Below are 24,645 nucleotides of genomic sequence, written 5' to 3'. Positions count from 1 at the left end.
TTACAGATGACCCGATACCTCGACCGGTGGATGGTCCGTGCGACCATCGCCATCCTCCTGCTCTCAATCGCCTCGACACTGCTCGGCCTGTTCCGCCCCGGCCACTACCGTGAGGCGGCGGCCATCGTCGAACTCAACCGCGTCCAGGACGCCACCATCCTCCTCGCCGGCGCCCCCGTCCTCGCGAGCGGGCTCTGGTACGCGGCCCGCGGGTCGCTCGGGGGCCGGCTCGTCTGGCTCGGCGGGCTGGTCTACATGAGCTACATGTGGGCCAACATCGGGCTGGCGACCGCGTTCAACGAGCTGTTCCTCGTCTACGTCGCGCTGTTCGGGCTCTCGACGTTCACACTCGTCGGCGGCCTCCTCGCGACCGACCCGGACACGGTCGCGGCGGCGCTCGGCGAGCACGTCTCCCGTCCGCTGTACGCGGGCGTTCTCACCGTCATCGCGCTCGGACTGGCCGCGCTGTGGCTCTCGGAACTCGTCCCGGCGACCCTCACCGGAGAGGCCCCACTGCTCGTCGCGGAACGGGGCCCGATGGCGCTGGTCTCGCACTTCCTCGACCTCTCGCTGGTCGTGCCGGCACTCCTGCTGGCGGCCGTCTGGCTCCACCGGGGGCACCGCTGGGGTCCGCTCGTCGCCGGCGTCATGCTCGTCTTCGGCGCCACCGTCGGGGTGAGCATCACGGCGATGACGCTGACCATCGCGGCCGGCGACGCCATCACGCTCTCGCCGGTCGCCGCCGTGTTCACGTTCCTGCCGGTCCTGCTGGCGGCGGTGCTGGCGTGGCGCTACCTCGGCTCGCTCCGGGGGACCGGACACGAAGGCCGGGCTGCCGGGTGAGCGCCGTCACTCGTCGTCGAAGGGGGAGCCGGCGGCGTCCGGCTCCATCCCCTTCTTCGAGATGATGTTCTCGCGGCCGACGCGGAGCTTCGAGATCTGCTCCTCCTCCTCCATGTCCGAGAGGAGCATGGAGACCTTCGACTTCGACCAGCCCGTCTCCTCGACGATGTTGACCTGTTTCATCCGACCGCCGTTCTCCTCGAGCAACTGCATGACGCGCTGGTCGTCCTCGAGCAGCTCCTCGTCCGGGACGGCCGGCTCGGGCTGCTCGGTAGCGGCGCCCGCCGCAGCACCACCGCCCCCGGTGTCCGCGCCTCCACCGTCACCGTCGCCGTCATCGACCGTCGCCGCCGCGGCGCCGTCGTCGTCGTCACCCGTCCCCGGGAGCGCGCCGGCGCCGTACGCCAGCGCGACCCCCAGGCCGAGCAACAGGACGACGCCGAGCCCGAGGATGGGGAGGAAGCCCGTCGAGCCGCCTCCGGGATCCGTGTCGGTCGGGCTCTCGCTGCCCGGTGGCGACGTCGGCGTGGCCGACGGTGTGGCGGTTGGCTGTGACGGCGGGACCAGGCGGACCTGCGGGCGCTCGTCGACGAACTCCTGCTCGCCGAGCCAGGTCAGCGTGTCGCTCTCGGCGATGGACTCCTCGTCGATGATGGGGCTCGGGTTGGCCGACTGGAACCGCAGGTTCGGACCGTGTTCGACGACGAGGCGCTGGTCCGGGCCGATGTAGAACCCGCCCTCGAAGACGTCACCCATCTCGATCCTGTCACCCTCCCTGATGGCGAAGTTCGTCCACACGAAGCTCATGCGGACGAGTCCCCGGTTCTCGTTGAGGCTCGGGATGTAGGCCCGCTTCGAGAACCCGGTCGCGTTCATCTGCCGGCCCGTGGCGTCGGTTCCCTGCTCCGTGACGCGCCGCGAGCGCTCCCTGAAGTTCGTGTACAGCTCGGTCTCCTGGGTGTTGAACCGCTCGGCGTACGCCCGGAAGTCCTCGCGCTGGGACTCGTTGCTGAGCGTCACCTTGTAGACGAAGGTCCACCGCGCGGAGGTGTTCTCGTGGACGGTGATGCGGAACTCGGTGGAGTCCACCTCCTGGTTGCCGACCTGGGCCACCGTCGCCGGGCCGCCGGGCGCGCCGGCCCCGGCTGCCGCCGACAGTGCGAGCGCGGGAGCGACGCTGGCGACGAGGAGGAGCACCGCGAGTCCGAACGCGCCCGGCCGTCTCATCTACACTACATCCGCCCGCCGCGGGATATAAAAACTGCGAGGTGGACCGCCGGCCCGTTCCGGAACCGTCATCGTACGGGGACGCAGGGCTCGGCCCTCCTGGACGCCAGACGACACTCGTCGCGGCGCTACCGGTGTCCCCGCGCCAGGCTTTACTCCCCCCGGCGACTCCATCGACCCATGCCGGTCGAATCCGACGAGGAACTCCGCGAGATACTCGAACACGACACCATCGCCGTCGTCGGTATGTCCGACACCCCGGGGAAGGCCGCACACGGCGTCCCGCAGTACCTCATCGAGCACGGCTACGACGTCATCCCGGTCAACCCGACCGCCGACGAGGTGCAGGGCCGCCGCGCCTACGATTCGCTGGCCGAGGTCGAGGCGGAGATCGATGTCGTCGACGTGTTCCGCCCGAGCGAGGAGGTCGCCGGCATCGTCGACGAGGTGCTCGCGCGCGAGGACGTGGCCGCCGTGTGGCTCCAGCTGAACATCCGTGACGACGAGGCCGGCGCGCGCGTCGAGGAGTCCGGCCGCAAGTTCGTGCAGGACCGCTGCATCAAGGTCGTCCATCAGCGGCTCATGGGCTAGCACCGCCAGTTCACGTCCGGCTCGGAGCCCACGGAGCCACGCCTACGGGTCCGTCCCCTCCGCGTCGCCGACCACCTCGTCCGCGTCGCCAGTCGCGTCGCCGGTCGCGTCGGCACGCGCGTCAGGGACCGATTCCGACGTGGTGGGTTCGGCCTCCTCGATGGCGGCCTCCGCGAGCACCTGCTCGACGTCCACGTCGGCGTCCCGGGCGAGCGCCTCGATCAGCGCGCCCTGGTCGTCGACGGTCCGCTCCAGCCGGCGGACCCGCCGGTTCGTGTCGATGACCGTCTGGCGCATCTCCTGGACCTGGTCGCGCAGTTCGTTCAGCCGCTTGTACGTCTCCTCCGCCATGTCGACGATCTGCTGGAGCTTCTTCGTCGCGCCTCCGAGGGCCATACCGGCCATTCCGGGCGGGGGACCCTATCGGTTGTGGGTCGGGGCGCCGGCCCCGGGGGGTCCGGAACACACCCGAGCACCCGGAGACGCCGTCGTTAAGACGTGGACGGTCGCACGCCCCGACATGGACCGGACGAAGGCGGCGCCGACGCTGGGTATCGTTGGCTGTCTGCTCGTGCTCGCGGTGCTGGTGTGGCCGTACCTGCAGGAGACGGCGGCGTCGGTCTCGGCGTACTACGGCTCGGGCCTGGTGACGCCGCTGGCGGCGGGCCTGCTGGCGTTCGTGAGCATCATCGTCTTCGCGGCCGGCCGCGAGGAGCGCTCGGACCCGGCGCTGGTCGCGGGCGCCGCGCTCGTGTTCGGGCTGTTCGTCCTCGTCATCGGGGTCTCCTTCGCCTTCACCGCGCGGGTCGACGTTCTGGGCGGCAGCTCCGCGCTGCTCACCTACCAGCGGTGGGCGCTCGCCGCCGTCTCCGTCGTCCCGGTGGCCGGCGCCGGCTGGTACGCACGCACGCTCGGACTGCTCTGAACACCGCCGCGGTCGCGCGGTTTCCCCCCACGGGAACCCGCCGCATCCTCGCCCACTTCCCGAAAGGCCCTTAACCCGGACCGGTCTACGACCTGACCGGACTAGGTCGGGCAGTTAGGCCACTGCTCCCTCGCCTCCAATGGTCTTCATGTTGGGACCGAACACCGGGCGCGTCTGGGAGAACCAGTGCGGGCCCTGCGAGCCAACGTCGAAGCCTCGTCCCACGAGGGCAGCGGTCCGGGCACCGGCCTCTGCAGGGAGGCACGAGCCCGGTTAACCCCGAGAACCCCGTCAGGCGCGGAAGCGAGCACCGGTATCGGGGACACCTGTCGCCCGTGGGGTCGCGGGGTGGAGGAGGCGAGCAGGCCTCACCCGTGCTGGAACCCCCAGGCAATCCCGGCCGTCCGACCATTCATCGCGGTCCATCACCTGCCCAGCGGCGCCGTTCTCGCGTCCCCCCGATAGTGCTTTGTGAACTAGACACAAGGGCAGGATATGGACGACGGTGAGCGCTCGTTCCGGGCCGCCCCCAGCGTCTGCCCGTTCTGCGGGGTCGGCTGTAGCCTCCAGTACAGCGAGAAGACGGCGTCCGCACGGGGCTGGACGGGGCCGGTCAACCGGAAGGGCGAGATCTGTCCGAAGGGCGGCGCCGCGTGGCAGATGGTCGAGCACGAGGACCGCCTCACGCAACCGCTCGTCCGGGAGTCGGGCCGGCTGGTGACCGCCTCCTGGGACGAGGCCCTCGACCGCGTCACCGGGACGTTCGCCGACATCGTCGCGACCGACGGCGCCGACGCGCTCGCCTTCTTCGCCTCCTCGAACTGCACGAACGAGGAGAACTACCTGCTCCAGAAGGTCGCGCGCCTGCTCGGCACCAACAACGTCGACAACTGCGCGCGGCTCTGCCACGCCTCGACCGTCGCCGCGATGGCCCAGCGGTTCGGCGCGGGCGCGATGACCAATTCGCTGGACGACCTCGGCGAGGCGGACGTCTTCCTCGTCGTCGGCGCCAACCCCGCCGAACAGCACCCGGTCATCTTCCGGTCGTATCTCTACCCCGCCATCAAGAACGGGACCGAACTGATCCACATCGATCCCCGCGAGAACGCGACCACGGAGGCCGCGACCCACCATCTCCCGGTCCGCCCGGGATACGACATCCCACTCCTGAACGCCATCGCCGCGGTCCTGGTCGAGGAGGCACTGACCGACGAGGCGTTCCTCGACGAGCGCGTCGAGGGCGTCGCGGCGTTCCGGGCGTTCGTCGCGGACGTGGATGTCGAGGCGAATGCCGAGCTGGCAGGCGTTGATCCGGACGAGTTGCGGGCGGCCGCCCGGGCCTACGGCGCGGCCGACCGCGCCGCCGCCTTCACCGGGATGGGGATGAGCCAGCACCACTGCGGGACGGACAACGTCCACGCCCTGCTGAACCTCGCGCTCCTCACGGGGAACGTCGGCAAGCGGGGCACCGGCGTCAACCCGCTCCGCGGCCAGAACAACGTCCAGGGCGCGGGCGACGTGGGGGCACTCCCGAACGTGCTGCCGGGGTACCAGTCCGTCACCGACCCGGTGGCGCGCGAACGCATCGCGGCCGAGTGGGGTGTCGAGCCACCCGCGGAACCCGGGCTGACGGAGGTCGAGGCCACTCACCGGTTCGGCGACGGGGTCCGGGGGGCCTACGTCTTCGGCGAGAACCCCGCGGTGACCGAACCGAACGCGAACCGGGTCGCGGACGCGCTCGACCGCCTGGACTGCCTCGTGGTCCACGACATCTTCCGCACCGAGACCGTCGAACACGCGGACGTGGTCCTCCCGGGGTGCGTCTGGGCGGAGAAGGCCGGAACGGTCACCAACACCGACCGCCAGGTCATCCGGATGCGACGCAACGCCGACCCGCCGGGCGATGCGCGGCGCGACCTCGAGATCATCCGCGAACTCGGTGCCCGGCTCACCGACCAGCCGTTCGACTACGACGGTCCGGAGGCGGTCTTCGAGGAGTTCACGCGCGTCTCACCCATCTACGCCGGGATGAGCTACGACGGGATCGGGACGGGGAGCCAGCGTTGGCCGTTCCCGGAGGGTGCCACGGAGGGCGTCGGTGTCCTCCACGCCGAACGGTTCGAATCGGGCGCGCAGCGCGCACCGCTCGTGCCGGTCGAGCACGTCGACCCGGTCGACCCGGTGGCCGACGACGAGCTCGTGCTGACGACCGGACGGGTGTTACAGCACTTCAACAGCGGCGCCGTCACCCGGCGCTCGGGGACACTGATGCGGATGCGCGGCGAGGACGTTCTCCAGATCCACCCGGACGACGCCACGGCGCGCGACATCACGGACGGTGACACCGTCGAGGTGGCCAACGACCGCGGGAGCGTGACGCTGGCCGCCGAGGTGACACCGGCCATCCGACGTGGCACCGTCTTCGCGACGTTCCACTACGCGGACCCGCTGGTCAACCGGCTGACGGGCGACGAACTCGACCCCGTGGCGAAGATCCCGGAGTTCAAACACTCGGCCGCACGCGTGACGGTTGTCGGGGACTGACCACGCCGACGAGCGCCGCCCCGGGGCCCTGCCTGGCGTGACTCCCATCACCCGGGAACAGCGGGGGTGTTGAAGCCGTGCTGGTGCGTTCTTCGTGCATGGATATGGACAACATCCAGTACGCCACGACGCGGGGACTGAGCGACGAGGAGGTGGCCGAGCTGCTCGCTGCCCACCATGTCGGCGTCCTCTCACTCGCCGACGGCGGCGACGCGTACGCGGTCCCCGTCGACTACCACTACGACGGTGACCACTTCTACGTCCGGCTGACCGACGACGGGGAGAGCGACAAACTCGAGTTCCTCGCGGCGACCGAGCGGCCGGAGTTCCTCGTCTACGGCCACGGCGGGCAGTACGAGTCCTGGAGCATCCTCGTCCGCGGCGACCTCCACGAGATCGACCCCGACGAACGGGGCATCGACGCCGCGACGGTCAACGACTGGTTCGGCCCCGTCCGCGTGTTCGACGAGTCCGTCCCCGAACTGACTCTCCGGCTGTTCGAACTGACGGTCGAACGGCTCGTCGGGCGGGCAACCATCGGCTAGCGTCGGCCGACCAGCGACGACCGCTAGCACGCTTCACGAGTCGTTCCCACGGCGAGAGAACCGTCGAACCCGGCTATGCTGCCACGAACCGTCTCTCCACCTGGTGAACCACGATGCAAGAGACAATCGTCGAGCGCGGGGCCGTATCCACGGCCCGCGAGGACGGACCTGACTACCTGCGGCTCGCCGGGGGCGTCTTCCTCGGGCTGGGCGTGGGCTTCCTGACCGTCGTCATGCTGGCGGCGGCGATGGTTCCGGGCTACGACTTCCGTAACGGCGCCATCAGCGACCTCGGCGTCGCGCCGGAGACGGCACTCGTGTTCAACGGGCTGCTCGTCCTGGCCGGCCTCGCCAACATCGCCGGGGGCTACCTGCTCTACCGGAGCCACGGGAAGCGGTGGCTGCTGGGCACCTTCGTCCTCGCCGGTGTGGGCGCGGTCGTCGCCGGCGTCTTCCCGCTCGATACGGGCGCACCGCACAGCCTCGGCGCGCTGTTCGCGTTCGTGTTCTTCAACGTGCAGGCGCTCGGCCTCGCGACCCGGTTCCCGGGCGTGATGCGGTGGCTGTCGGTGCTGGCGGGCGCGCTCGGCCTCGTCTTCGTCGTCCTGATGGTTCTCGGGGACGGTGGCAACACGGCCGTCTTCGGCCCCTTCGGTCACGGCGGGACCGAGCGCCTCATCGTCTACCCGGTGATGCTCTGGCTGGTCGCGCTGGGGGGCTACCTGCTCGGCGGCGGCACCCTGGGACGACGAGCGGTGGCCGGTCGGTGAGCGACCGAACGGGCATGGCTGGCCCGTCGAGACACGGTTCCACGGATAAATAGTCCCCTCCTGCGGGGGACAACCGCTAAGTCGTGGTGCCCGTTCTCACGGGACATGGCAACCGGCGAATCGGAGCTGCACGACATGATCCGTGACTCGGTGCAGGACCTGGCGGCCGACTTCCCGCGCGAGTACTGGCGCGAGTGCGTCGAGAACTACGAGTTCCCACGCGAGTACTGGGACGCGCTCGCCGACGCTGGCTGGCTCGGCGTCGCCATCCCCGAGGAGTACGGCGGCGAGGGACTGGGGATGCTGGAGATGACCATCGTCATCGAGGAGCTGTCGCGGGCCGGGACGATGGGCGGCATCGTCTTCGTCCTCACGCCCGTCTTCGGTGGCATCGGCATCCAGCGCCACGGCACGCCCGAGCAGAAGGAGGAGTACCTCCCACGCATCGCTGACGGTGACGTGACCTTCTGCATGGGCCTGACCGAGGCCGCCGCCGGGACGAACACCCTCAACATCGACACGATGGCCGAGGAGGTCGGTGACGGTGAGTGGGAGGTGACGGGCCAGAAGATGTGGATCTCCGGCGTGGAGAACGCCGATACGATGCTGCTGGTCTCGCGGACCTCGGAGTTCGACAAGTCCAACCCGACCGGCGGCGTGACGCTGTTCCTCGTCGAGGACCCCGCGAACCGGGACGCGATCGACCTCACACACGTCGAGGTCGAGCTCCCGTGGTTCGAGAAGCAGTACCAGGTCGACATCGATGGCCTCCGTGTGACCGAGGACGACGTGCTCGGCACCGTCGACGGCGGGCTCTACCTCCTGTGGGACACGCTCAACACCGAGCGCATCGCGGGCGCAGCGTCGGCACTGGGTGGGGGTCTCCGGGCCGTCGACCTCGCGGTCGACTACGCGAACGAGCGGAACGTCTTCGGCGCCCCCATCGGCTCGCATCAGGCCATCCAGCACCCCATCGCGGAGTCGTACGCCAAACTGACCGCCGCGCGCGAGGTGACCTACAAGGCCGCGAAGAAGTGGGACGAGGGCGAGGACTGCGGCGCCGAAGCCAACTCGGCGAGCCTCCTCACCAGCGAGTTCGGGCTGGAGGCGGCCGACCGCGCCATCCAGACCCACGGCGGCAACGGCTTCACCCCCGAGTACGAGGTGTTCGACATCTGGCGCAATCTACGGCTGACCAAGACCGCGCCAGTCTCCAACGAGATGATCCTCAACTACCTCGGCGAGCACGAACTGGGGATGCCGCGGAGCTACTGAGCACACGGAGATTCAAGTACCAGTCCCCGGCCAGCGCCCCCGTGCCCTGACGAGCCATCGCCGGGCCGCCGACCCGAGCGGGGGGAACGCCACCCTCCGGTCGGTTCCGCCAGCGCGGTACCACGGCCCGGCGCGCGGGAGCGGTGCCGCCTGTTCGCGAACCGGGCCAGCCCCGGACCCTTTTCGCCGGCCCGTCCATAGGCTCCGGTATGTCCGACGAGTTCGCAGTCCTCGGCGACTGCGTGGCCCGCGAGCGCCGGAGCGACCGCCCCGCGCTCCGCCATCCCCCTTCCGGGCGAGCCTACGACTGGCGGCGGTTCTGCACGACGGCGTGGAAGGTCGGCAACTACCTCCGGAACGAGGGCGTCCGGGAGGGTGCCGTCGTCGGGGTCGCGGCCGAGCGGGTCCCGGAGCCCGTGCTGACGCTCGTCGGTGCGTCCATGCTCGGTGCGACGGTACAGTTCGACCCGCCGAAGACGGGCGCCCAGGGCGACCTGAAGGCGCTCGTCGTGCCGACGGCGCGGGTCGGGGAGTACGACCACCCCGCCGGCACACGGTACGTCGCGTACGGCGACGACCCCGCGGACCCCTCGCACGCCTACTTCGAGCGCGAGGTCTGGAGCGAGAACCCGACCGCCCCGCCGGACGTGGTCCACCCGGAGACCGCGCTCCTGGCGGTCGAGGACCGGAGTCTGAGCCACGGCACCGTGCTGGGTGCTGCCCGCGAGGTCGCCGGCGAGTGGGGCCTCGATGCCGACGCGACGGTCGCGGTCCGGGGGCCGCTGACGCATCCGGGCGTCGTGGCTGCCGGCGTCGTGGCGCCACTCCTGGCCGGCGGCGAGATACTCCTCCCGGACGCCGAGGCGGCGGGCGACTGCGCCGTCCTCGGACCAGACCCCGACGGGGCACCCGAACCACGGACGGTCGCGGCCGGCGACGTGCTCGGCTAGTGCTGGACGAACTCGATCAGCACGCCGCCCGTGTCGCGGGGGTGCAGGAAGGCGACCCGGTGGCCCCACGCGCCCGGCCGGGGTTCCTCATCGATGGCCTCGATGTCCAGGTCGCGGGCACGGGCGAGCGCTGCCGTGATGTCGTCGGTCGCGAAGGCCAGATGGTGGATGCCGGGGCCGTTGTTCTCGAGGTAGCGCGCGATGGTGCCCTCCTCCAGCGGCTCCAGCAGCTCGAGGTAGCCGTTCCCGAAGTCGAGGAAGTGGACGTCCATCCCGTCGAACTCCTCGCTGTGGGCGTACTCGCACCCGAGCAGGTCGACGTACAGGTCGGCCAGTCGCTCGGCGTCGTCGGTCGCGATACCGGTGTGGTCGATGTGCATGGTGACGGTTCCGCGGGACGGCACTAATCGCTACCGTCGCCGGACCGATTGGCGACCCGTGTGGCGAACGGGACTGGGGGCGGAGGACATGGAGGGATATGCTGAATTATGGCTGAAATCCGATCACAACTCAGATAGGGTGGGGATCGGGTGGCTGTACCGAGATTACATCGCTGGCTCGTGGTTCGCCGCTTCCGGGCCGAGGAGCGTCGCGACCAGTTGCTCGGCGTGCTGGAGGGCGATCCGGACGGCGGGGGCGGAGTCCTCGCCGGCGTCGACCGCGGCGTCGATGGCCGCCAGCCGCTCGTCGAGGACCTCGTAGTAGATGAACGCCTCCGGCCGGTCGATCCCGCGACCGAGCGCTCGGAGCCAGTCCGCCGCCCGGCCGAGATCGGCGGCGGCGACCGTCTCGTCTCCCTCGTCGAGGGCACGTCGCGCCGTCGCGAGTGAGGCCGCCACGTCCTCCGGGGTCGCGCTCGGGTGCATGCCCCCGGTACGCCGACGTCGTATATAAATAGCGTCGAGCGTGTCTGACGCTCGTGTGCCGTCTGGAGCAAACCTCGAACGTATAGTGGGTTCTTCGCCGGTTGGGTGCCCGCTACCTCGGTCGTCGCTCAGACCGTCGCCCCACGGTACTCACCGAACACGTCCCGCATCGCGTCACAGATCTCGCCCGTCGTCGCGTATGCCTTGACCGCGTCGACGATGTACGGCATCACGTTCTCGTCGGATTCGCAGGCCGCGCGAAGGTCCTCCAGCACGGCCTCGACGGCCGCGCCGTCGCGCTCCTCGCGGAGCTGCTGGACGTTCTGGCGCTGGCGCTCCTGTTCCTCCTCCGAGACCTCCTCGATGTCCTCGGCCTTCTCCTCGTCCTCGACACGGTACTCGTTGACGCCGACGATGGTCCGCTCGCCGGCCTCGATCTCGCGCTGGCGCTCGAACGCCGTATCCTGGATCTGGCGCTGGACCCAGCCCGCCTCGACGGCCTGGCGCATCCCACCGCGCTCGTCGACCTCGTCGAGGATGTCGAACGCCTCCTGCTCGAGTTCGTCGGTCAGGGACTCGACGTAGTAGCTCCCGGCGAGCGGGTCGATGGTGTCGGCCGCCCCGGACTCGTGGGCGAGGATCTGCTGGGTCCGGAGCGCCGTCCGCACGGACTTCTCCGTCGGGAGGCTGAGTGCCTCGTCCTTCCCGTTGGTGTGGAGGCTCTGTGTGCCGCCGAGCACCGCTGCGAGGGCCTGGTAGGCCACGCGGACGACGTTGTTCTCGATCTGCTGGGCGGTGAGCGTCGAGCCCGCGGTCTGGGTGTGGAACTTCAGCTGCTTCGAGGCCTCCTTCTGGGCGTCGAAGCGCTCCTCCATGATCCGGTACCACATCCGCCGGGCGGCGCGGAACTTCGCGACCTCCTCGAGGATGTTGTTGTAGGAGGCGAAGAAGAAGCTCAACTGGGGGGCGAACTCGTCGACGTCCTGCCCGGCCTCGATGGCGGCCTCGACGTACTCGATGCCGTCGCCGAGGGTGAAGGCGATCTCCTGGGCCGCGGTCGAGCCGGCCTCCCGGATGTGGTAGCCGGAGATGGAGATGGTGTTGAAGTTCGGCGTCTCCTCGGCGGCGTACTCGAAGATGTCCGTGATGAGCCGCATCGACGGCTCCGGGGGGTAGATGAAGGTGTTACGCGCGATGTACTCCTTGAGCACGTCGTTCTGGATAGTGCCCCGGAGCTCCTCGCGGTCGACGCCCTGTTTGTCGCCGACGGCGATGTACATCGCGAGCAGGACGGACGCGGGGGCGTTGATGGTCATCGACGTGCTCACCTCGTCGAGCGGGATGCCGTCGAAGACGGTCTCGAAGTCGTCGAGCGAGTCGATGGCGACGCCGCTCTTCCCGACCTCGCCCTGGGCCATGTCGGCGTCCGAGTCGTACCCCATCTGCGTGGGCAGGTCGAACGCCATCGAGAGGCCGGTCTGGCCCTCGTCCATCAGGTAGTGGAACCGTTCGTTGGTCTCGCGCGCGGTGCCCATCCCGGCGTACTGGCGCATCGTCCAGAGTCGCCCGCGGTACATCGTCGAGTAGACACCCCGCGTGTACGGCGGCTCGGCCGGGTTGCCGAGGTCCTCCTCGTAGTCCAGGTCGGCCACGTCGGCCGGCGTGTACAGCGGGTCCACCTCGGTCCCGCCGGTGTCGGTGGTGAACGTCTCCTTGCGTTCCCCGAAGCGGTCGACCGTCGGGCCGTACGTCTCATCCGCCCACTCCTCGTGGCCCGTCCGGATCGCTTCGAGGTCCTCCTCGTCGAACATGCACCGGGCTACCACGGCGGCCCGCTTGAATGGTCGGGACGCGGCTGGCCCTCACCCGTGCCGCCGGGTCGGACCCGCACCGGGGACCCCCGGCGCCGACCACTCACTCGTCGGCCAGGTGAGAGAGCAGCGACTCGATACCGTACGACGACAGCGCGCGGTCGTCCTCGTAGAGGGTATCGATGACGTACGTCGAGTTGGTCCGTTCGACCTCCGGGACCTCCTCGAAGGCCCGGAGCAGTTCCCCCACGGTGTCGTCGCCCGGCAGCTGCGCGAGCGCCACGAAGTCCGTCTCCCCCATCGTCGAGAAGAGGTGTGTCACGCCTTCGATCTCCTGGATCGCCTCGGCGACGGCCTCGTGGTGCCCGGAGTAGTCCGCCAGTACCTCCACCAGCACGGTCACGCCGAGGCCGAGTTCGTCGAGGTCGAAGTCGTAGAGATCGTTCTCGATGACGCCGGCCTCGCGGAGGTTGTTCAGCCGGTAGTGGATCGTGGAGACCGGGATGTCGGTCGCCTCGTGGAGCCGCTCGGGGCTCCCCGTCTCGAGGTCCGCGATGGCCTTCAGGATGCGAACGTCGCGTTCATCCATACTGGTCGGTCCCGGGGAGGGCCCAATACTCCACCGTCCCCGACAGTGGTCGGCGATATCCGGACTGGTCCTAGCTACCGGCCATCATCCTCGAATCTGGTACAGCTATCCACTCGACATTGATAGAAGAGTTTAACAACTCTACGCCGATTCGGTTGAACTGGAATCATGTCTGTGGGAGATAGTTGGAGCGAGTTCCCAACGGTCGGGCTCGCGTTCGTCGTGCTTGCCACGCTCTGGGGTGGGTCGTTCGTCGCCATCGAGGCCGGGGTGGACGAGGTGCCGCCGCTGCTGTTCGCCGCGCTCCGGTACGACCTCGCGGGCGTGTTCGTGCTCGCGTGGGGGGCGCTCCGCGGCGTCTGGCTGCCCCGGACGCGCGACGACCTGCTCGCGGTCGGTCTCGTCGGGGCGCTGCTCATCGCCGGCTACCACGCGCTGCTGTACGTCGGGCAGACCACCGTCCCGGGAGCCGTCGCCGCGGCGGTCGTCGCACTGGTGCCGGTCCTCACGGCCCTGTTCGCCGCCGTCCTCCTCGACGACGAGCGGCTCGCCCCGGCCGGCTACGGCGGAGTCGCGCTCGGGTTCCTCGGCGTCGTCGTCGTCAGCGCGCCCGGGAGCGTCGGCGCCGCCCCGCCCGTTGGCGTCGCGCTCATCCTCGGCGCCACGGTGCTGTGGGCGCTCGGGACGGTGCTTGTCCGCCGACTCTCGCCGCGGCTCACGCCCGGGGCGCTCCAGGGCTGGGGGATGCTCCTCGGCGCCGGCGCGCTCCACGCGGGGAGCCTCCTGGGCGGCGAGCGACAGGCGCTGCCCACGTCACCCACCGCGGTCGGCGCGCTCGCCTTCCTCGTCCTCGGTTCGGGGGTCGTCGCCTTCCTCCTCTACTTCTACCTGCTGGGGACCGTCGGTGCGACCGAGGCCAGCCTCGTCGACTACGCCGAACCGGTCACCGCCGCGGCGCTCGCCTGGGGGCTGTTCGGGTACGTGCCGTCGGCGGGCGCGGTGCTGGGGTTCCTGCTGGTCGCGGCCGGCTTCCTGCTCGTGAAGCACGAGGCGCTGCTGGCGGTCGTCTCGAGGGCGCGGACGACGGGTGCCTGAGAAGCCGTGAAGGGGGTCGTGTCGCGTGCCCTACGGTGCCTCGAACGCGCCCAGCACCGCCCCGCCGCTCCCGTCGCTGTTCTGCCAGACGACACGGAGCGTCGCCCCGGAGTCGATGGGCCGGCGGGTGGTGAACGAGTCGCCCGCGGTGACGGTCCCGTCGTCGTCGTCACGCCAGCGTTCGACCGCGGTGCTCCCGTCGGACTCGTAGACGACCTGCAGTTCGCTCGCGTCGACGCTGTCCCCGCCGTTGTGGATGATGGTCACGAGCTGGTTGTCGGCGCTGTAATCGAACGAGAACGACACCTGCGGGGCCTCCCTCGCGCTCCCGCTGGACCCCCCGCTGGAACCCACGCTGCTGCCGAGCCCCAGTACGAACGTCCCGACGACTGCGGCGAGGACGACGAGCAACAGGGCGAGGATGAACGGCTGTTCGTCGTCCCGGTCGGCGACGCCGGCGTACAGCGCGAGGTCGTCGCTGTCCGCGATGGCGAACGGGTCAAGCGCGGCGACGGGGAGGCCCGCATCGGCGAGCGCGTCCAGCGCCGCCGCGCGCGAGGGTGCGCCATCCGTGCCCGTCACGCGCGCCCGGACGACGGGCCCGCGGGTGGTGAAGTCGATACCGACCGCGAGCGCGTCGACACCGTCGATGGCCGGGGCGACCGTCTCCACGTGCAGGGGTGCCTCCCCGAGTGCGCCGAGCGTACCGTCGGGCGCCGCGAGCGCGTCCGTGGCCGTGGGGAGTCGGCCGGCCACACCGTCGGCGACCTCGGGGGCCTCGGCCGCGACGCGGGTGGCGGCCTCGCCGATGCGCGGGAGCGCACGGGGGGCGACGCGACCACTGACCGCACCGGAGCCGAAGCCGTCCAGGGCGGCGTCCACGTCGGCCGTCGGCCGACTGGAACCCGCGGCCGCGGTACCGGGGAGGGTCATCGCGCCGAGTGCTGCGCTACTCAGCAGGAACTGCCGTCGAGAGGGCATATCTCCGCCCTCACGCCGGGATAACTAAACCGTACCGACGAGCCGTCCGCTACGAGCCGGTGTCGTACTTGTACGTGGCCTCGTCGGGGTCGATGCCGAAGTCCTCGGGGGTCTCCTCGGGCTCCTCGGGTTCGTCGACCGCCTCGGCGGCGCGCTTGAACCGCTCGCGCAGCGCCTCGGGCATCCGGAACCGGTCCGGGTCGATGGCCATCGGGATGGCCTCGGGGTCCAGTTCCTCGCGTTTGGCCTCCAGCCGGTCGCGCAGCACCGCGGGCAGGTCTTCGCTCTCCACGGGGTGGAAGCCGAACTGTGAGAGGTACTCGTGCTCGCTGGTCAGCGAGTAGACCCGGCCGAACCCCTCCATCTCCGCGGTGTCGACGAGCCGCTCGATGACGTGGGCGCCGACGCCCTGGTTCCGCCAGCCGTCCATCACGCCGATGCTCGTCAGCTCGGCCACCTCCGGGTCGCTCGGCGTCGGGTGGTAGCGCAGGCGACCGAAGCCCGCGCGCGTGTCGGACTCGTTGTCGACCGCGATGACGTAGTCCCGTGATCGGAACGCTGTCTCGTCGAGGCCCATCGCCTCGATCCCGTCCAGTAGCCACGCCTCGTCCCGGTTGCGCGCGTCCCGAACGTACATGAGCAGCCATTGACCCCTGACACGCTAAAGTGTGTAGGCCGCGGGTGTGGAGATGACACGGTCGCCGGCGCCGGTCGTTCGGAGCCCCCGGCCCGCCCTGGTTCCCGGGCCGGCCACGGTGGATACACACCAAACTGGTTGCTCGTTGCCCCGTTCGGAAGGTTTCTTGTCGGGTCCGGTCGCACCACGGGGTACGATGCCGTCCGACACCACACTCGAGGAGACCGATCGGGTGGTCTTCGAACCACCCGAGGGCTACGTCGAGGGGACGAACGCCTACGAGTTCGCACAGGAACACGGTTACGACTCGCTGGAGGAACTCATCGCGGCCTCGGCCGACGACGTGGAGTGGTTCTGGGACGCACTCCCGGAGTACCTCGGCGTCGAGTGGTACGAGGAGTACGACTCCGTCCGTGACGACAGCGACGGGCCGCAGTTCACGGAGTGGTACCCCGGCGGCTCCATCAACGTCGCGCACAACACGGTCGACCGCTGGGCCCAGCTCGGCGCGCCCGAGCGCAACCGCGTCGCCATCACGTGGGAGGGCGAGGACGGCGAGGTCCGGGAGACGACCTTCCACGAGCTCGCACGCCAGGCCAACCAGGTCGCCAACTGCCTCCGCGAGCGCGGCATCGAGAAGGGCGACACCGTGGGGCTGTACATGCCGATGGTGCCGGAGGTCACGGCCATCATGTACGGCATCTTCAAGGCCGGCGCCATCGCGGTGCCCATCTTCTCCGGGTTCGGTGTGGACGCCACGGCCACGCGCATCGAGGACCCCGAGGTGGACCTCCTCTTCACGGCGGATGGGTTCTACCGCCGGGGAAGCGAGGTCGGCCTGAAGGAGCCCGCCGACGAGGCCATCGAGGAAGCCGACACCGACGTGGGGAGCGTCGTCGTCTACCGTCGCTTCGAGGACAGCGAGGCGTCCTCGGACGCCTCGGAGAGCCGGACGCAGTCCGGCGATAGCGACCCGCCGATGACCGACGGCCGCGACGAGTTCTGGAGCGAGGCCGTGGGGGCACAGGACGACGCGTTCGACACCGTCGAGACGGACGCCTCCGACCCGTGTATGCTGCTCTACTCCTCGGGCACGACCGGCAAGCCGAAGGGCATCGTCCACACGCACGCCGGCGCCCAGATGCAGGCGGCGAAGGAGATCTACTTCGGCTTCGATCACGAGCCCTCGGATCGGTTCTTCTGGGTCTCGGACATCGGCTGGATGATGGGGCCGTGGACGCTCATCGGGAACCACACCTTCGCCGGGAACATCTTCATGTACGAGGGGGCGCCGGACCACCCCGAGCCCGACCGCTTCTGGGCGATGATCGACCGGCACGACCTCACCGTCTTCGGCATCTCGCCGACCGCCATCCGCGCGCTCCGCAAGAAGGGTGACGAGTGGGTCGAGGACCACGACCTCTCCAGCCTCCGCCTGCTCGGCTCGACGGGCGAGCCCTGGGACCCCGAATCCTGGATGTGGTTCTACGAGCAGGTCGGCGGCGAGCGCTGTCCCATCATCAACATCTCCGGTGGTACGGAGATCTTCGGCTGCTTCCTGATGCCCCTGCCCGGCCAGCCGCTCAAGCCCTGTACCCTGGGCTCGCCGGGCCTCGGTATGGACATCGACATCGTGAACGCGAAGGGCGAGTCCATCCGGGACAGCCACGAGCGCGGCTACCTCGTCGCGCGCGATTCGTGCCCGTCGATGACGAAGTCCCTCTGGTCGGGCGACGAGCGCTACCTCGACGAGTACTGGGGCCGCTTCGAGGACATGTGGGACCACGGCGACTGGGCCCAGGAGGACGAGGACGGCTTCTGGTTCCTCCACGGCCGGGCCGACGACGCGCTCAACGTCGCCGGTCGGAAGGTCGGCCCCGCGGAGGTCGAGGGCGCGCTCATCGACCACGACGCCGTCAACGCGGCGGCCGCCATCGGCGTCCCCGACGACACCACCGGCACCGCGGTCGTGACCTTCGTCCAGCTCGAACCCGATGTCGAGGAGTCCGACGCGCTGCGCGAGGAGCTGCGCGACCACGTCGGCGAGGAGCTGGGCAAGCCGTTCCGCCCGCGCGAACTCCTCTTCGTCGACGCCTTCCCGATGACCCAGTCCGGGAAGATCGTTCGCCGGGTCATCCAGGCGACCCACACGGGCGAGGACCTGGGCGACCTCTCCTCCATCGAGAACCCCGAGGCCATCGAGGAGATCGAGGACGCACGGTAGGCGCGCCGCTGGCGCCCGGTCCGCTCTGGGCGAATCACATTATCTCCGAACTCGGGCATCTGTTGGACAAAGACAGTTATTGTCTGGTAGATTGCCGAATATCTATGAAGTGGTGGTTTTGGTGGGGATATCGTGTCGATCCACGAGCCGCTGTTCGGACGGGTGACGGTGCCCGACTTGTACCCCTGGAGCACACCGCGAACAGACGTTTACGTCGGCGTCCCCAAACCCGACCACCGAATGTTCGATACCTCCGAGGACGGAGGCGGAACCGATATCAACCCGTACCGGAGGGAGAGCCGGTCCGGGCCCCGAATCGGCGCCCGGACGGCGTGTGAACTCTGCGAGCGCCAGCGGCGCTGCTTCGACCGGCACGGACTCAGCGCCTGCCTGGACTGCCATCACGAGTTGCTTCCGAACGGCGTGCTGTAGGGTCACGGGAACGGGCCTCGCGGCGCGTACTTCACGGGAAGCTAAGCCGCTGAGACCTCAACGGGTGCGCATGAGTCAGCAGCCACACATCGTCGGCATCGCCGGCAGCCTCCGCGACCGGAGTTACACCCGTCTGGCCGTCGAGCGCGCGCTGCGCGAGGCCGACCGGCGCGGCGCCACCACGGAACTGCTCGACCTCCGCGAGTACGACCTGCCCGTCTACGACGCCGACGCGGACGAGCCGGGCGACGCCGACCGCCTGACCGCGGCGGTCCAGCGCGCCGACTCGGTCATCCTCGGGACGCCCTCCTACCACGGGTCCTACTCCTCGGTGCTGAAGAACGCGCTCGACTACTGCGGCTTCGACGAGTTCGAGGACACGACCGTCGGCCTGCTCTGTGTCGCGGGCGGTGCGTTCCCGACGACGCCGCTGGAGCACCTGCGCTCGGTCTGCCGCGCGCTCAACGCCTGGGTCGTCCCCCATCAGGTCGGCCTCCCGAGCGTCTCCGGCAAGTTCCAGGGGGAGGAACTCGTCGACGAGGGGCTGGCCGAGCGGGTCGATGTCCTCGGCCGGCGCGTCGTCGAGTACGCGAACATCGAACCGGACCCGCGGTGTGCGGAGGCGCTGGAGAACAAGGGCGCGGGCGCGGACGACTGAACCGGGTCGGTCGGTGCCGTCGGCATCGGTCCGCTCCTCGCGGCACGTCTCGAAGGCCGACTCCCGCTCGGCTCGGCCCGGACCGACGCCATCACCCCGGGTGGTCCTCATCGGACGCGAGTGCGCGATGGACCGACAGTGGGGTCGAGGTCGAACTCGCGGGGTCGGGGTCGAACGCCGCCGCGACGGCCGACGGCCGCGCCCCCTCCTCGGCGGCGGTGGACGACGCCCGGACTCGGATCCCGTCGCCCGGCGACGGTGGACGACGCCCGGACTCGGATCCCGTCGCCCGGCGACGTGCGGTTCGTCGAGCAGTTCGCGCTCGATGAGTCCGCCGGTCGTCTCGGTCCTGGTGGAACGCACGGCGCTCGCGTCGGTGGGTGTCGGGACGGCTTCACACGCACACGTATCCCCGTCGTGTCGCCGGGATGGGAACCCTCAAACGGCGCTCGGTCCTATCCGTGGACGTGACAACCTGGGTCGAGAACCCGGAGGGCGGACGCGCACGCGGCCCCGTCGGGCTCGCGCGGGCATGGGTCGAGGTCCTGATCCGGCCCCGGCGGTTCTTCGAGAACGGGGTCGCCCCCGGCGACCAGGCGCCGGGGCTCGTCTTCGCCATCGCGGTCACGCTCGTCCACGTCGCCCTCCGGGGGGCGCTCGTCCCCGACACCTTCCCGGTCTACCTCGGACGGCCGGTCCTGTCGGCGGCGTTCACCTTCCTGGTCGCCGGGCTGTTCGTGGCGCCCGTCCTGCTCCACCTGACCGCGGCCGTCCAGACGGTCCTGCTCCGGCCGTTCGTCCGCGACCGCGCCGGCGTCTCCGAGACGGTGCAGGTGGTCGCGTACGCGTCCGCGCCGGGGGTGTTCGCGGCGCTTCCCGTTCCCGGCCTCCGGCTGGTGGCCGCGCTCTACGGTGCCGTCCTCCTGGTCGTGGGGCTGGCAGTGGTTCACGAGACCAGCATCGCGCGGGCCGCGGCCGCCGGGGCGCTCCCGGCGCTCATCGTGTTCGGCTACGCCTTTGGCGGCGTCGCGGCGTTCGAGACGCTGGCCGGCGTCGACCTGACACCGGACCCGCGAGCGGGAACCGGGAACACGCCGGGGTAGGCGACCGGCCGGGAGCCATCCCCAGCCACCTTTTTGCTGTGCCGGCGAGTCGCTCGCGCATGGAGTACACCACACTCGGTGACACCGGCATGACGGTCTCCCGACTCTGCCTGGGCTGTATGAGCTTCGGCGACTCGGACTGGCGCGAGTGGGTCCGTGGCTCGGAGTTCGGCCACGAACTCGTCGAGCGTGCCCGCGACCTCGGCATCAACTTCTTCGACACCGCCAACATGTACTCGCGCGGCGAGTCCGAGCGCATCCTCGGCGACGCCCTCGGCGAGGACGCCGAGGAACAGGTCATCGCGACGAAGGTCTTCTTCCAGATGGACGACGACGACCCGAACTCCGGCGGCCTCTCCCGGAAGACCATCGAGCAGCAACTGGACGCCTCCCGCGAGCGCCTCGGCGTCGACACCATCGACCTCTACCAGACCCACCGCTACGACTACAAGACGCCCGTCGAGGAGACGCTCCGGGCGCTCGACGATGCCGTCCGGCGCGAGAAGGTCCGCTACATCGGCGGCTCGTCGATGTGGGCCCACCAGTTCGCAGATATGCTCCACACGAGCGACCGGCTCGGGCTGGAGCGGTTCGCCACCATGCAGAACCACTACAACCTCGCGTATCGCGAGGAGGAGCGCGAGATGCTCCCGCTCTGCGAGCGGGAGAACATCGGCGTCATGCCGTGGTCGCCGCTGGCGCGTGGGTTCCTCGCCCGTCCCCACGAGGAGTACCTCACCACGACCCGCGCCGAGACCGACGACTACGCGCAGGCCCACCCGTACGCCGACAACGGTGGCCGCGAGGTGAACGAGCGTGTCGAGGAGCTCGCCGCCGAGAAGGACGCCTCGATGGCCCAGATCGCGCTGGCGTGGCTGCTCCACAAGGAGTGGGTGGACGCGCCCATCATCGGCACGTCGAGCATCGAGCACCTGGAGGACGCCGTCGCCGCGCTGGACATCTCGCTGTCGGACTCGGACATCGAGCACCTGGAGGAGCCGTACGAGCCGGTGCCCGTCTCGGGCCACGAGTGAGGGCCGGACGAGGTGTCACCGGCGACTCTCGTATCGGCGGCTATCGGATGTCCGACGTCCACGTCGCCGCAACGTCCTGCAGAGCGGGTGGACCGCTCAGTCGCGCCGTCGAGCCGCGAGCAGGCCGCCGGCGAGCAACGCGCCCGCCAGCGCGCCCGGCGCCCCGAATCCGGGCCCCTCGGCCGCGGTCGGTGACTGACGGACCACGTCCGACCAGTTGCCCGGTTTCGTCGGTGTCGGCGTCTCGGTGGCTGCCGGGCCGCTCTCGGCGTCCGCGCTCTCACTGCCGTCGTCGTCCCCACCCGCCGCCGTCGTCGAGGCGGCCGTCGCCGTCGCGGTTGGCGTGGCGGTCGGCGTCGGTTCGGGAGTGGGTGTGGGGGTGGCCGTCGGCGTCGGCGAGGGGAAGGGCGTCCCCTCGTCCGGCGGGGTCCGGGTTGGCGTCGGCTCCGGGGTCGGTGTGGGGGTGGCGGTCGGCGTGGGCGTCGCCGTCGGCGTGGGGGTGGGCGTCGATTCCGACGGCGGCGGGCCGAGCTGCTGGCGGGCCTCCTGCTCGCTCGCGCAGTCACAGATGTAGAAGTAGTGCGAGGTGACGCTCACCTCCCCGTCCGTACCGGCGGTCGTGGACTCGAGCTGGTACCAGCCGGGCTCGTCGGGCGTGTCGATGCAGTCCGTGACGAAGTTGACGAACTGGTCGCCCTTGTTCAGCGTGGGCGGGGAGCCGCCGAAGTCGCCCTCGTCGTAGAACTCCGCCTTGAACACGTCCTCGGTGACGGTCGTCGACTTGACGTTGCTCCTGAAGCTCTCGTCCGTCTGGGTCCCGGGGTCGTCGTTCCCCCGGTCGACGCCGAACGCCTCGCCGTTGGCCGCCCCGCACCCGCTGAAGCCGCCCTCCTGCCACGTCGCGCGGATGAAGTCGATCTGCTTGAACCCGCGATTCGGAACGGCGAAGCTCCGCATATCGGCGTCATCGAGCCCCGGCTGTCGGCTCGGAACGACGGTGAAGTTCCCCTGCTCCTCGATCCCGTGGTCGGCCGCGGCGACGCCGCCGGTGCCGTCGGCCGCGGACCCGACGAGCGTCGGCCCGACGAGTCCCGCCGCGACGACCGCGACGAGCACCAGTACCGCCATCGGTTGTGTCCTGTCCATGTTCGTCTCGCTTGGTTCGTACGTGTGGCCACCGCCGGGTAGGGGTTATCCCGCCCATCACGGGGACGTTGATATCGGGGGTGATACCGCGGGCGAGTCGTGCGGTCGGCTCGGGGCGGTCGGACGGGTCACGCTGTAGCCCCATCTCGTTTCAGGGAGCGCGTCCTCGGGCCGCGCATGGACCTCGAACCCGCGCGTGCGCCCGACCGGCTGGCCTGGTGGCTCGCCGTCGGTGCGCTGGCCGCCCTGCTCGCGTTCGTCGTGCTCGATGTCCTGGGGACGCTCGTCCTGGGGCTGTTCATCTACTACGTCGTGCGGCCGTTGAACGACCGCGTCGACCGGCACCTCGCCTCGGACACCGCGGCCACGGTGACCTTCCTGGTGGTCATCCTCCCGCTGGTGGCGGCGGTCGGCTACGTCGTGCTCGTGGCGGCTCGGGAGCTACTCGCGGTGTTCGCGGGACGCTCGCTCACCGTGAGTTCGCTGCTCGCGCCGTACCTCGACAGCTCGCTCGCGGGCTCGCGCCGGTCGGTCGTGCAGACGGCGCTGAACGAACCCGTCGCGCTCGTGACGAGCAACGCCGACGCCGCCCGCCGGGTGGCGGAGGCGGTCCTGGCGCTGGCCGGCGCTGCCAGCGGCATCCTGTTCGTCCTGCTGGTCGCCGCCGCCGTCGCCTACTTCCTCCTCCAGGACGGCGACCGGCTCTACCGCTGGTCCCGGGAGTACCTGTTCGCCGAGGAATCGACCCTGGACGCCTTCCTTCGGGCGGTCGACCGCGACCTCGAGACGGTCTACCTGGGCAACGTCTTCACGGTCGCGCTGGTCGCCGTCGGGGCCGCCGTCGTCTACAACGGCTACAACCTCGTCGCGCCCGCAGCGGTCCAGATGCCCATCCCGACGGCGCTCGCGCTCGCGACCGGCCTCGCCAGCTTCGTCCCCATCGTCGTCGGGAAGCTGGTCTACGTCCCGCTGACGGGACTGCTGGGGGTCTCGGCGCTCCAGGGGCAGGGGGACGCCTCGCTGCTCGTCTACCCGGTCGCGCTGTTCCTCGTGGCGCTCCTCCTCCTCGACATCCTCCCGCAGACGGTCGTCCGGCCGTACCTCGCCGGGCGGGAACTCCACACCGGCGCGACGATGCTCTCGTACATCCTCGGTGCGACCGTCTTCGGCTGGTACGGCATCTTCCTCGGACCGCTGGTGCTGGTGCTGGTCGTCCAGACCTCGCGTATCGTCCTCCCGGAGCTGGTCCGCGGCAGGGAGCTGACCCCCGAGGTCAGCGGCCCCTCCAGCCTCGGCTCCGACCCCGGCGGCCCGGAGTGACTCCGGTGCCAGCGCTCAGTCCCGTCGCTGGACGAGCAGCCCCATCGCGAGTACGCCAGCGAGCGCCGCCACCACGCCGAATCCCGGCCCGCTGGAGGCGGTCGGCGACTGCCGGACGATGGCGGACCAGTTGCCGGGCTCGGTCGGGGTCGGTGACTCGGCCGCCGTGCCCGGCTCCCCCGCGGGCGCCGTGTCGTCCGCCACGACGGTCCCGGTCGCCGTCGCGGCGGGCTGTGCCGTCGTGGTCGGCGTGGCGGTGGCTATCGGTTCCGGGGTGGGCGTGGCAGTCGCGGTCGGCGTCGAGGAGGGGAACGGGGTGCCCTCGTCGGGCGGGGTCCGGGTGGGTGTCGGCTCGGCCGTCGGCGTGGGTGTCGCTGTCGGCGTCGGCGTGGCGGTCGGTGTGGGTGTCGGTGTCGCCTCCGACGGCGGTGGCCCGAGTTGCCGGCGGGCCGCCTGCTCGCTCGCGCAGTCGCAGACGTAGAAGTAGTGGGAGTTCGCCTCGAAGCGCCCGTCCTTCGAGGCGATGGTCGAGGAGACCTGGTACCAGCCCGGCTCGTCGGCGGTGTCGATGCAGCCGGTCGTCTTGCCGACCAGCTGGTCGCCCTCGTTGAACGTCGGCGGGGAGCCGCCGAAGTCGCCCTCGTCGTAGAACTCCGCCTTGAACACGTCCTCGGTCACCGTCGTCGACTTGATGCTGGCGAAGAGGCTCTGGTCGACCGTCGTCCCGGGGTCGTCGTTCCGCCGGTCGATACCGAACACCTCCGCGTTGCCGGCGCCACAGCCGGCGAAGCCACCGTCGACCCAGGTCACACGGACGAAGTCGACCTTCGTGAACCCCCGTGGCGGGACGCCGAAGTTCTCCATGTCACCGCCCTCCAGCCCGGGCTGGGGCGTCAGCATCACCCACGTCAGGTTTCCCTCGAGCCCGTGGCCCGTCGTGGCCGGCGGTTGGCCGCTCGCCTCCGCCGTCGGAAGGGCCCCACTCGCGACCAGCGAGACGGTGAGGCCGACGACGGCGAGGGCCACGAGCCGACCGGCGTGGGTGGTGGTCACGTCCTCGAGGTTCCCCCGAAACCTCA

The 24,645-nt window shown here is 70.2% G+C and carries 25 protein-coding genes and 1 other RNA gene; 16 read left to right on the top strand and 10 right to left on the bottom strand.

All coding sequences use genetic code 11. The features are described 5' to 3' along the window. Positions 1-6 precede the first annotated feature (6 nt). Complete coding sequence (locus P2T62_RS13920) at positions 7-843, top strand: hypothetical protein (protein WP_276257680.1); 837 nt, start codon at positions 7-9, stop codon at positions 841-843. A gap of 6 nt (positions 844-849) precedes the next feature. Here the strand turns inward: P2T62_RS13920 and P2T62_RS13915 are convergent, their stop codons facing one another. Then, on the bottom strand, positions 850-2,070 hold the full coding sequence (locus tag P2T62_RS13915; protein WP_276257679.1) for a helix-turn-helix transcriptional regulator: 1,221 nt from the start codon (positions 2,068-2,070) through the stop codon (positions 850-852). A 180-nt stretch (positions 2,071-2,250) separates the two neighbouring features. On the opposite strand from P2T62_RS13915, the gene P2T62_RS13910 reads away from it, so the two are divergent. Further along, on the top strand, positions 2,251-2,661 hold the full coding sequence (locus P2T62_RS13910) for a CoA-binding protein (protein ID WP_276257678.1): 411 nt from the start codon (positions 2,251-2,253) through the stop codon (positions 2,659-2,661). Between the two features lie 42 nt (positions 2,662-2,703). On the opposite strand, the gene P2T62_RS13905 is transcribed toward P2T62_RS13910, so the two are convergent. Next, positions 2,704-3,057 (bottom strand): DUF5798 family protein, encoded by a 354-nt coding sequence (locus P2T62_RS13905; protein ID WP_276257677.1) that lies wholly within the window; start codon positions 3,055-3,057, stop codon positions 2,704-2,706. 124 nt (positions 3,058-3,181) lie between these two features. Between P2T62_RS13905 and P2T62_RS13900 the strand changes: the two genes are divergently transcribed. From P2T62_RS13900 to P2T62_RS13870, 7 genes are all read left to right on the top strand, one after another. Then, positions 3,182-3,586 carry a DUF7548 family protein gene (locus tag P2T62_RS13900; protein WP_276257676.1) on the top strand — a complete coding sequence of 135 codons (405 nt, stop codon included), beginning with the start codon at positions 3,182-3,184 and terminating at the stop codon, positions 3,584-3,586. A gap of 94 nt (positions 3,587-3,680) precedes the next feature. Continuing rightward, an RNA gene (gene ffs / locus P2T62_RS13895) (signal recognition particle sRNA) lies at positions 3,681-3,996 on the top strand. 85 nt (positions 3,997-4,081) lie between these two features. Then, the gene (fdhF, locus tag P2T62_RS13890) at positions 4,082-6,130 is read left to right on the top strand and encodes a formate dehydrogenase subunit alpha (protein ID WP_276257675.1); all 2,049 of its coding nucleotides are present in this window, start codon (positions 4,082-4,084) and stop codon (positions 6,128-6,130) included. Between the two features lie 98 nt (positions 6,131-6,228). Then, positions 6,229-6,675: a pyridoxamine 5'-phosphate oxidase family protein gene (locus P2T62_RS13885; RefSeq protein WP_276257674.1), complete on the top strand. Its 447-nt coding sequence runs from the start codon at positions 6,229-6,231 to the stop codon at positions 6,673-6,675. A gap of 113 nt (positions 6,676-6,788) precedes the next feature. Then, positions 6,789-7,445, top strand: a complete 657-nt coding sequence (locus tag P2T62_RS13880; protein WP_276257673.1) for a DUF998 domain-containing protein — start codon at positions 6,789-6,791, stop codon at positions 7,443-7,445. 105 nt (positions 7,446-7,550) lie between these two features. Continuing rightward, the gene (locus P2T62_RS13875) at positions 7,551-8,720 is read left to right on the top strand and encodes an acyl-CoA dehydrogenase family protein (RefSeq protein ID WP_276257672.1); all 1,170 of its coding nucleotides are present in this window, start codon (positions 7,551-7,553) and stop codon (positions 8,718-8,720) included. 209 nt (positions 8,721-8,929) lie between these two features. Then, positions 8,930-9,670, top strand: a complete 741-nt coding sequence (locus tag P2T62_RS13870) for an AMP-binding protein (RefSeq protein ID WP_276257671.1) — start codon at positions 8,930-8,932, stop codon at positions 9,668-9,670. Here the strand turns inward: P2T62_RS13870 and mce are convergent. From mce to P2T62_RS13850, 4 genes are all read right to left on the bottom strand, one after another. Continuing rightward, complete coding sequence (mce, locus tag P2T62_RS13865; protein WP_276257670.1) at positions 9,667-10,050, bottom strand: methylmalonyl-CoA epimerase; 384 nt, start codon at positions 10,048-10,050, stop codon at positions 9,667-9,669. The genes P2T62_RS13870 and mce overlap by 4 nt on opposite strands. A 165-nt stretch (positions 10,051-10,215) precedes the next feature. Next, a complete protein-coding gene (locus P2T62_RS13860; RefSeq protein ID WP_276257669.1) occupies positions 10,216-10,536 on the bottom strand; it encodes a hypothetical protein in 321 nt (106 codons plus the stop codon). Positions 10,537-10,664: 128 nt separating this feature from the next. Beyond that, positions 10,665-12,347, bottom strand: a complete 1,683-nt coding sequence (locus tag P2T62_RS13855) for an acyl-CoA mutase large subunit family protein (protein WP_276257668.1) — start codon at positions 12,345-12,347, stop codon at positions 10,665-10,667. Between the two features lie 103 nt (positions 12,348-12,450). Beyond that, entirely contained in the window at positions 12,451-12,936 is a 486-nt protein-coding gene (locus tag P2T62_RS13850; RefSeq protein ID WP_276257667.1) for an Lrp/AsnC family transcriptional regulator, read from the bottom strand. 168 nt (positions 12,937-13,104) lie between these two features. Here P2T62_RS13850 and P2T62_RS13845 point away from each other — a divergent pair, with 168 nt between their 5' ends. Beyond that, on the top strand, positions 13,105-14,031 hold the full coding sequence (locus tag P2T62_RS13845) for a DMT family transporter (RefSeq protein WP_276257666.1): 927 nt from the start codon (positions 13,105-13,107) through the stop codon (positions 14,029-14,031). 30 nt (positions 14,032-14,061) lie between these two features. Here P2T62_RS13845 and P2T62_RS13840 read toward each other — a convergent pair whose 3' ends face one another. Continuing rightward, positions 14,062-15,012: a type IV pilin domain-containing protein gene (locus P2T62_RS13840; protein ID WP_276257665.1), complete on the bottom strand. Its 951-nt coding sequence runs from the start codon at positions 15,010-15,012 to the stop codon at positions 14,062-14,064. A gap of 49 nt (positions 15,013-15,061) precedes the next feature. Further along, the gene (locus P2T62_RS13835) at positions 15,062-15,649 is read right to left on the bottom strand and encodes a GNAT family N-acetyltransferase (protein WP_276257664.1); all 588 of its coding nucleotides are present in this window, start codon (positions 15,647-15,649) and stop codon (positions 15,062-15,064) included. A gap of 196 nt (positions 15,650-15,845) precedes the next feature. On the opposite strand from P2T62_RS13835, the gene P2T62_RS13830 reads away from it, so the two are divergent. The 5 genes from P2T62_RS13830 to P2T62_RS13810 all read left to right on the top strand — a co-directional run bounded on the left by P2T62_RS13830 (position 15,846) and on the right by P2T62_RS13810 (position 21,100). Next, entirely contained in the window at positions 15,846-17,873 is a 2,028-nt protein-coding gene (locus P2T62_RS13830) for an AMP-binding protein (protein ID WP_276257663.1), read from the top strand. 240 nt (positions 17,874-18,113) lie between these two features. Continuing rightward, the gene (locus P2T62_RS13825; RefSeq protein WP_276257662.1) at positions 18,114-18,305 is read left to right on the top strand and encodes a hypothetical protein; all 192 of its coding nucleotides are present in this window, start codon (positions 18,114-18,116) and stop codon (positions 18,303-18,305) included. Between the two features lie 70 nt (positions 18,306-18,375). After that, positions 18,376-18,963: an NADPH-dependent FMN reductase gene (locus tag P2T62_RS13820; RefSeq protein ID WP_276257661.1), complete on the top strand. Its 588-nt coding sequence runs from the start codon at positions 18,376-18,378 to the stop codon at positions 18,961-18,963. Between the two features lie 467 nt (positions 18,964-19,430). Beyond that, a complete protein-coding gene (locus P2T62_RS13815; RefSeq protein WP_276257660.1) occupies positions 19,431-20,066 on the top strand; it encodes a YIP1 family protein in 636 nt (211 codons plus the stop codon). A gap of 59 nt (positions 20,067-20,125) precedes the next feature. Then, positions 20,126-21,100 (top strand): aldo/keto reductase, encoded by a 975-nt coding sequence (locus P2T62_RS13810; protein ID WP_276257659.1) that lies wholly within the window; start codon positions 20,126-20,128, stop codon positions 21,098-21,100. Between the two features lie 96 nt (positions 21,101-21,196). Here P2T62_RS13810 and P2T62_RS13805 read toward each other — a convergent pair whose 3' ends face one another. Beyond that, positions 21,197-22,246, bottom strand: coding sequence for a hypothetical protein (locus P2T62_RS13805; protein WP_276257658.1), 1,050 nt, complete (start codon positions 22,244-22,246; stop codon positions 21,197-21,199). Between the two features lie 177 nt (positions 22,247-22,423). Here P2T62_RS13805 and P2T62_RS13800 point away from each other — a divergent pair, with 177 nt between their 5' ends. Continuing rightward, positions 22,424-23,566 carry an AI-2E family transporter gene (locus tag P2T62_RS13800; RefSeq protein ID WP_276257657.1) on the top strand — a complete coding sequence of 381 codons (1,143 nt, stop codon included), beginning with the start codon at positions 22,424-22,426 and terminating at the stop codon, positions 23,564-23,566. A gap of 15 nt (positions 23,567-23,581) precedes the next feature. Here the strand turns inward: P2T62_RS13800 and P2T62_RS13795 are convergent, their stop codons facing one another. Next, positions 23,582-24,619: a PGF-CTERM sorting domain-containing protein gene (locus P2T62_RS13795; protein WP_276257656.1), complete on the bottom strand. Its 1,038-nt coding sequence runs from the start codon at positions 24,617-24,619 to the stop codon at positions 23,582-23,584. Positions 24,620-24,645 lie beyond the last annotated feature (26 nt).

This window comes from Haloglomus litoreum, from assembly GCF_029338515.1.
Lineage (GTDB): Archaea > Halobacteriota > Halobacteria > Halobacteriales > Haloarculaceae > Haloglomus > Haloglomus litoreum.
This window is presented reverse-complemented; position numbering and strand designations above follow the sequence as displayed.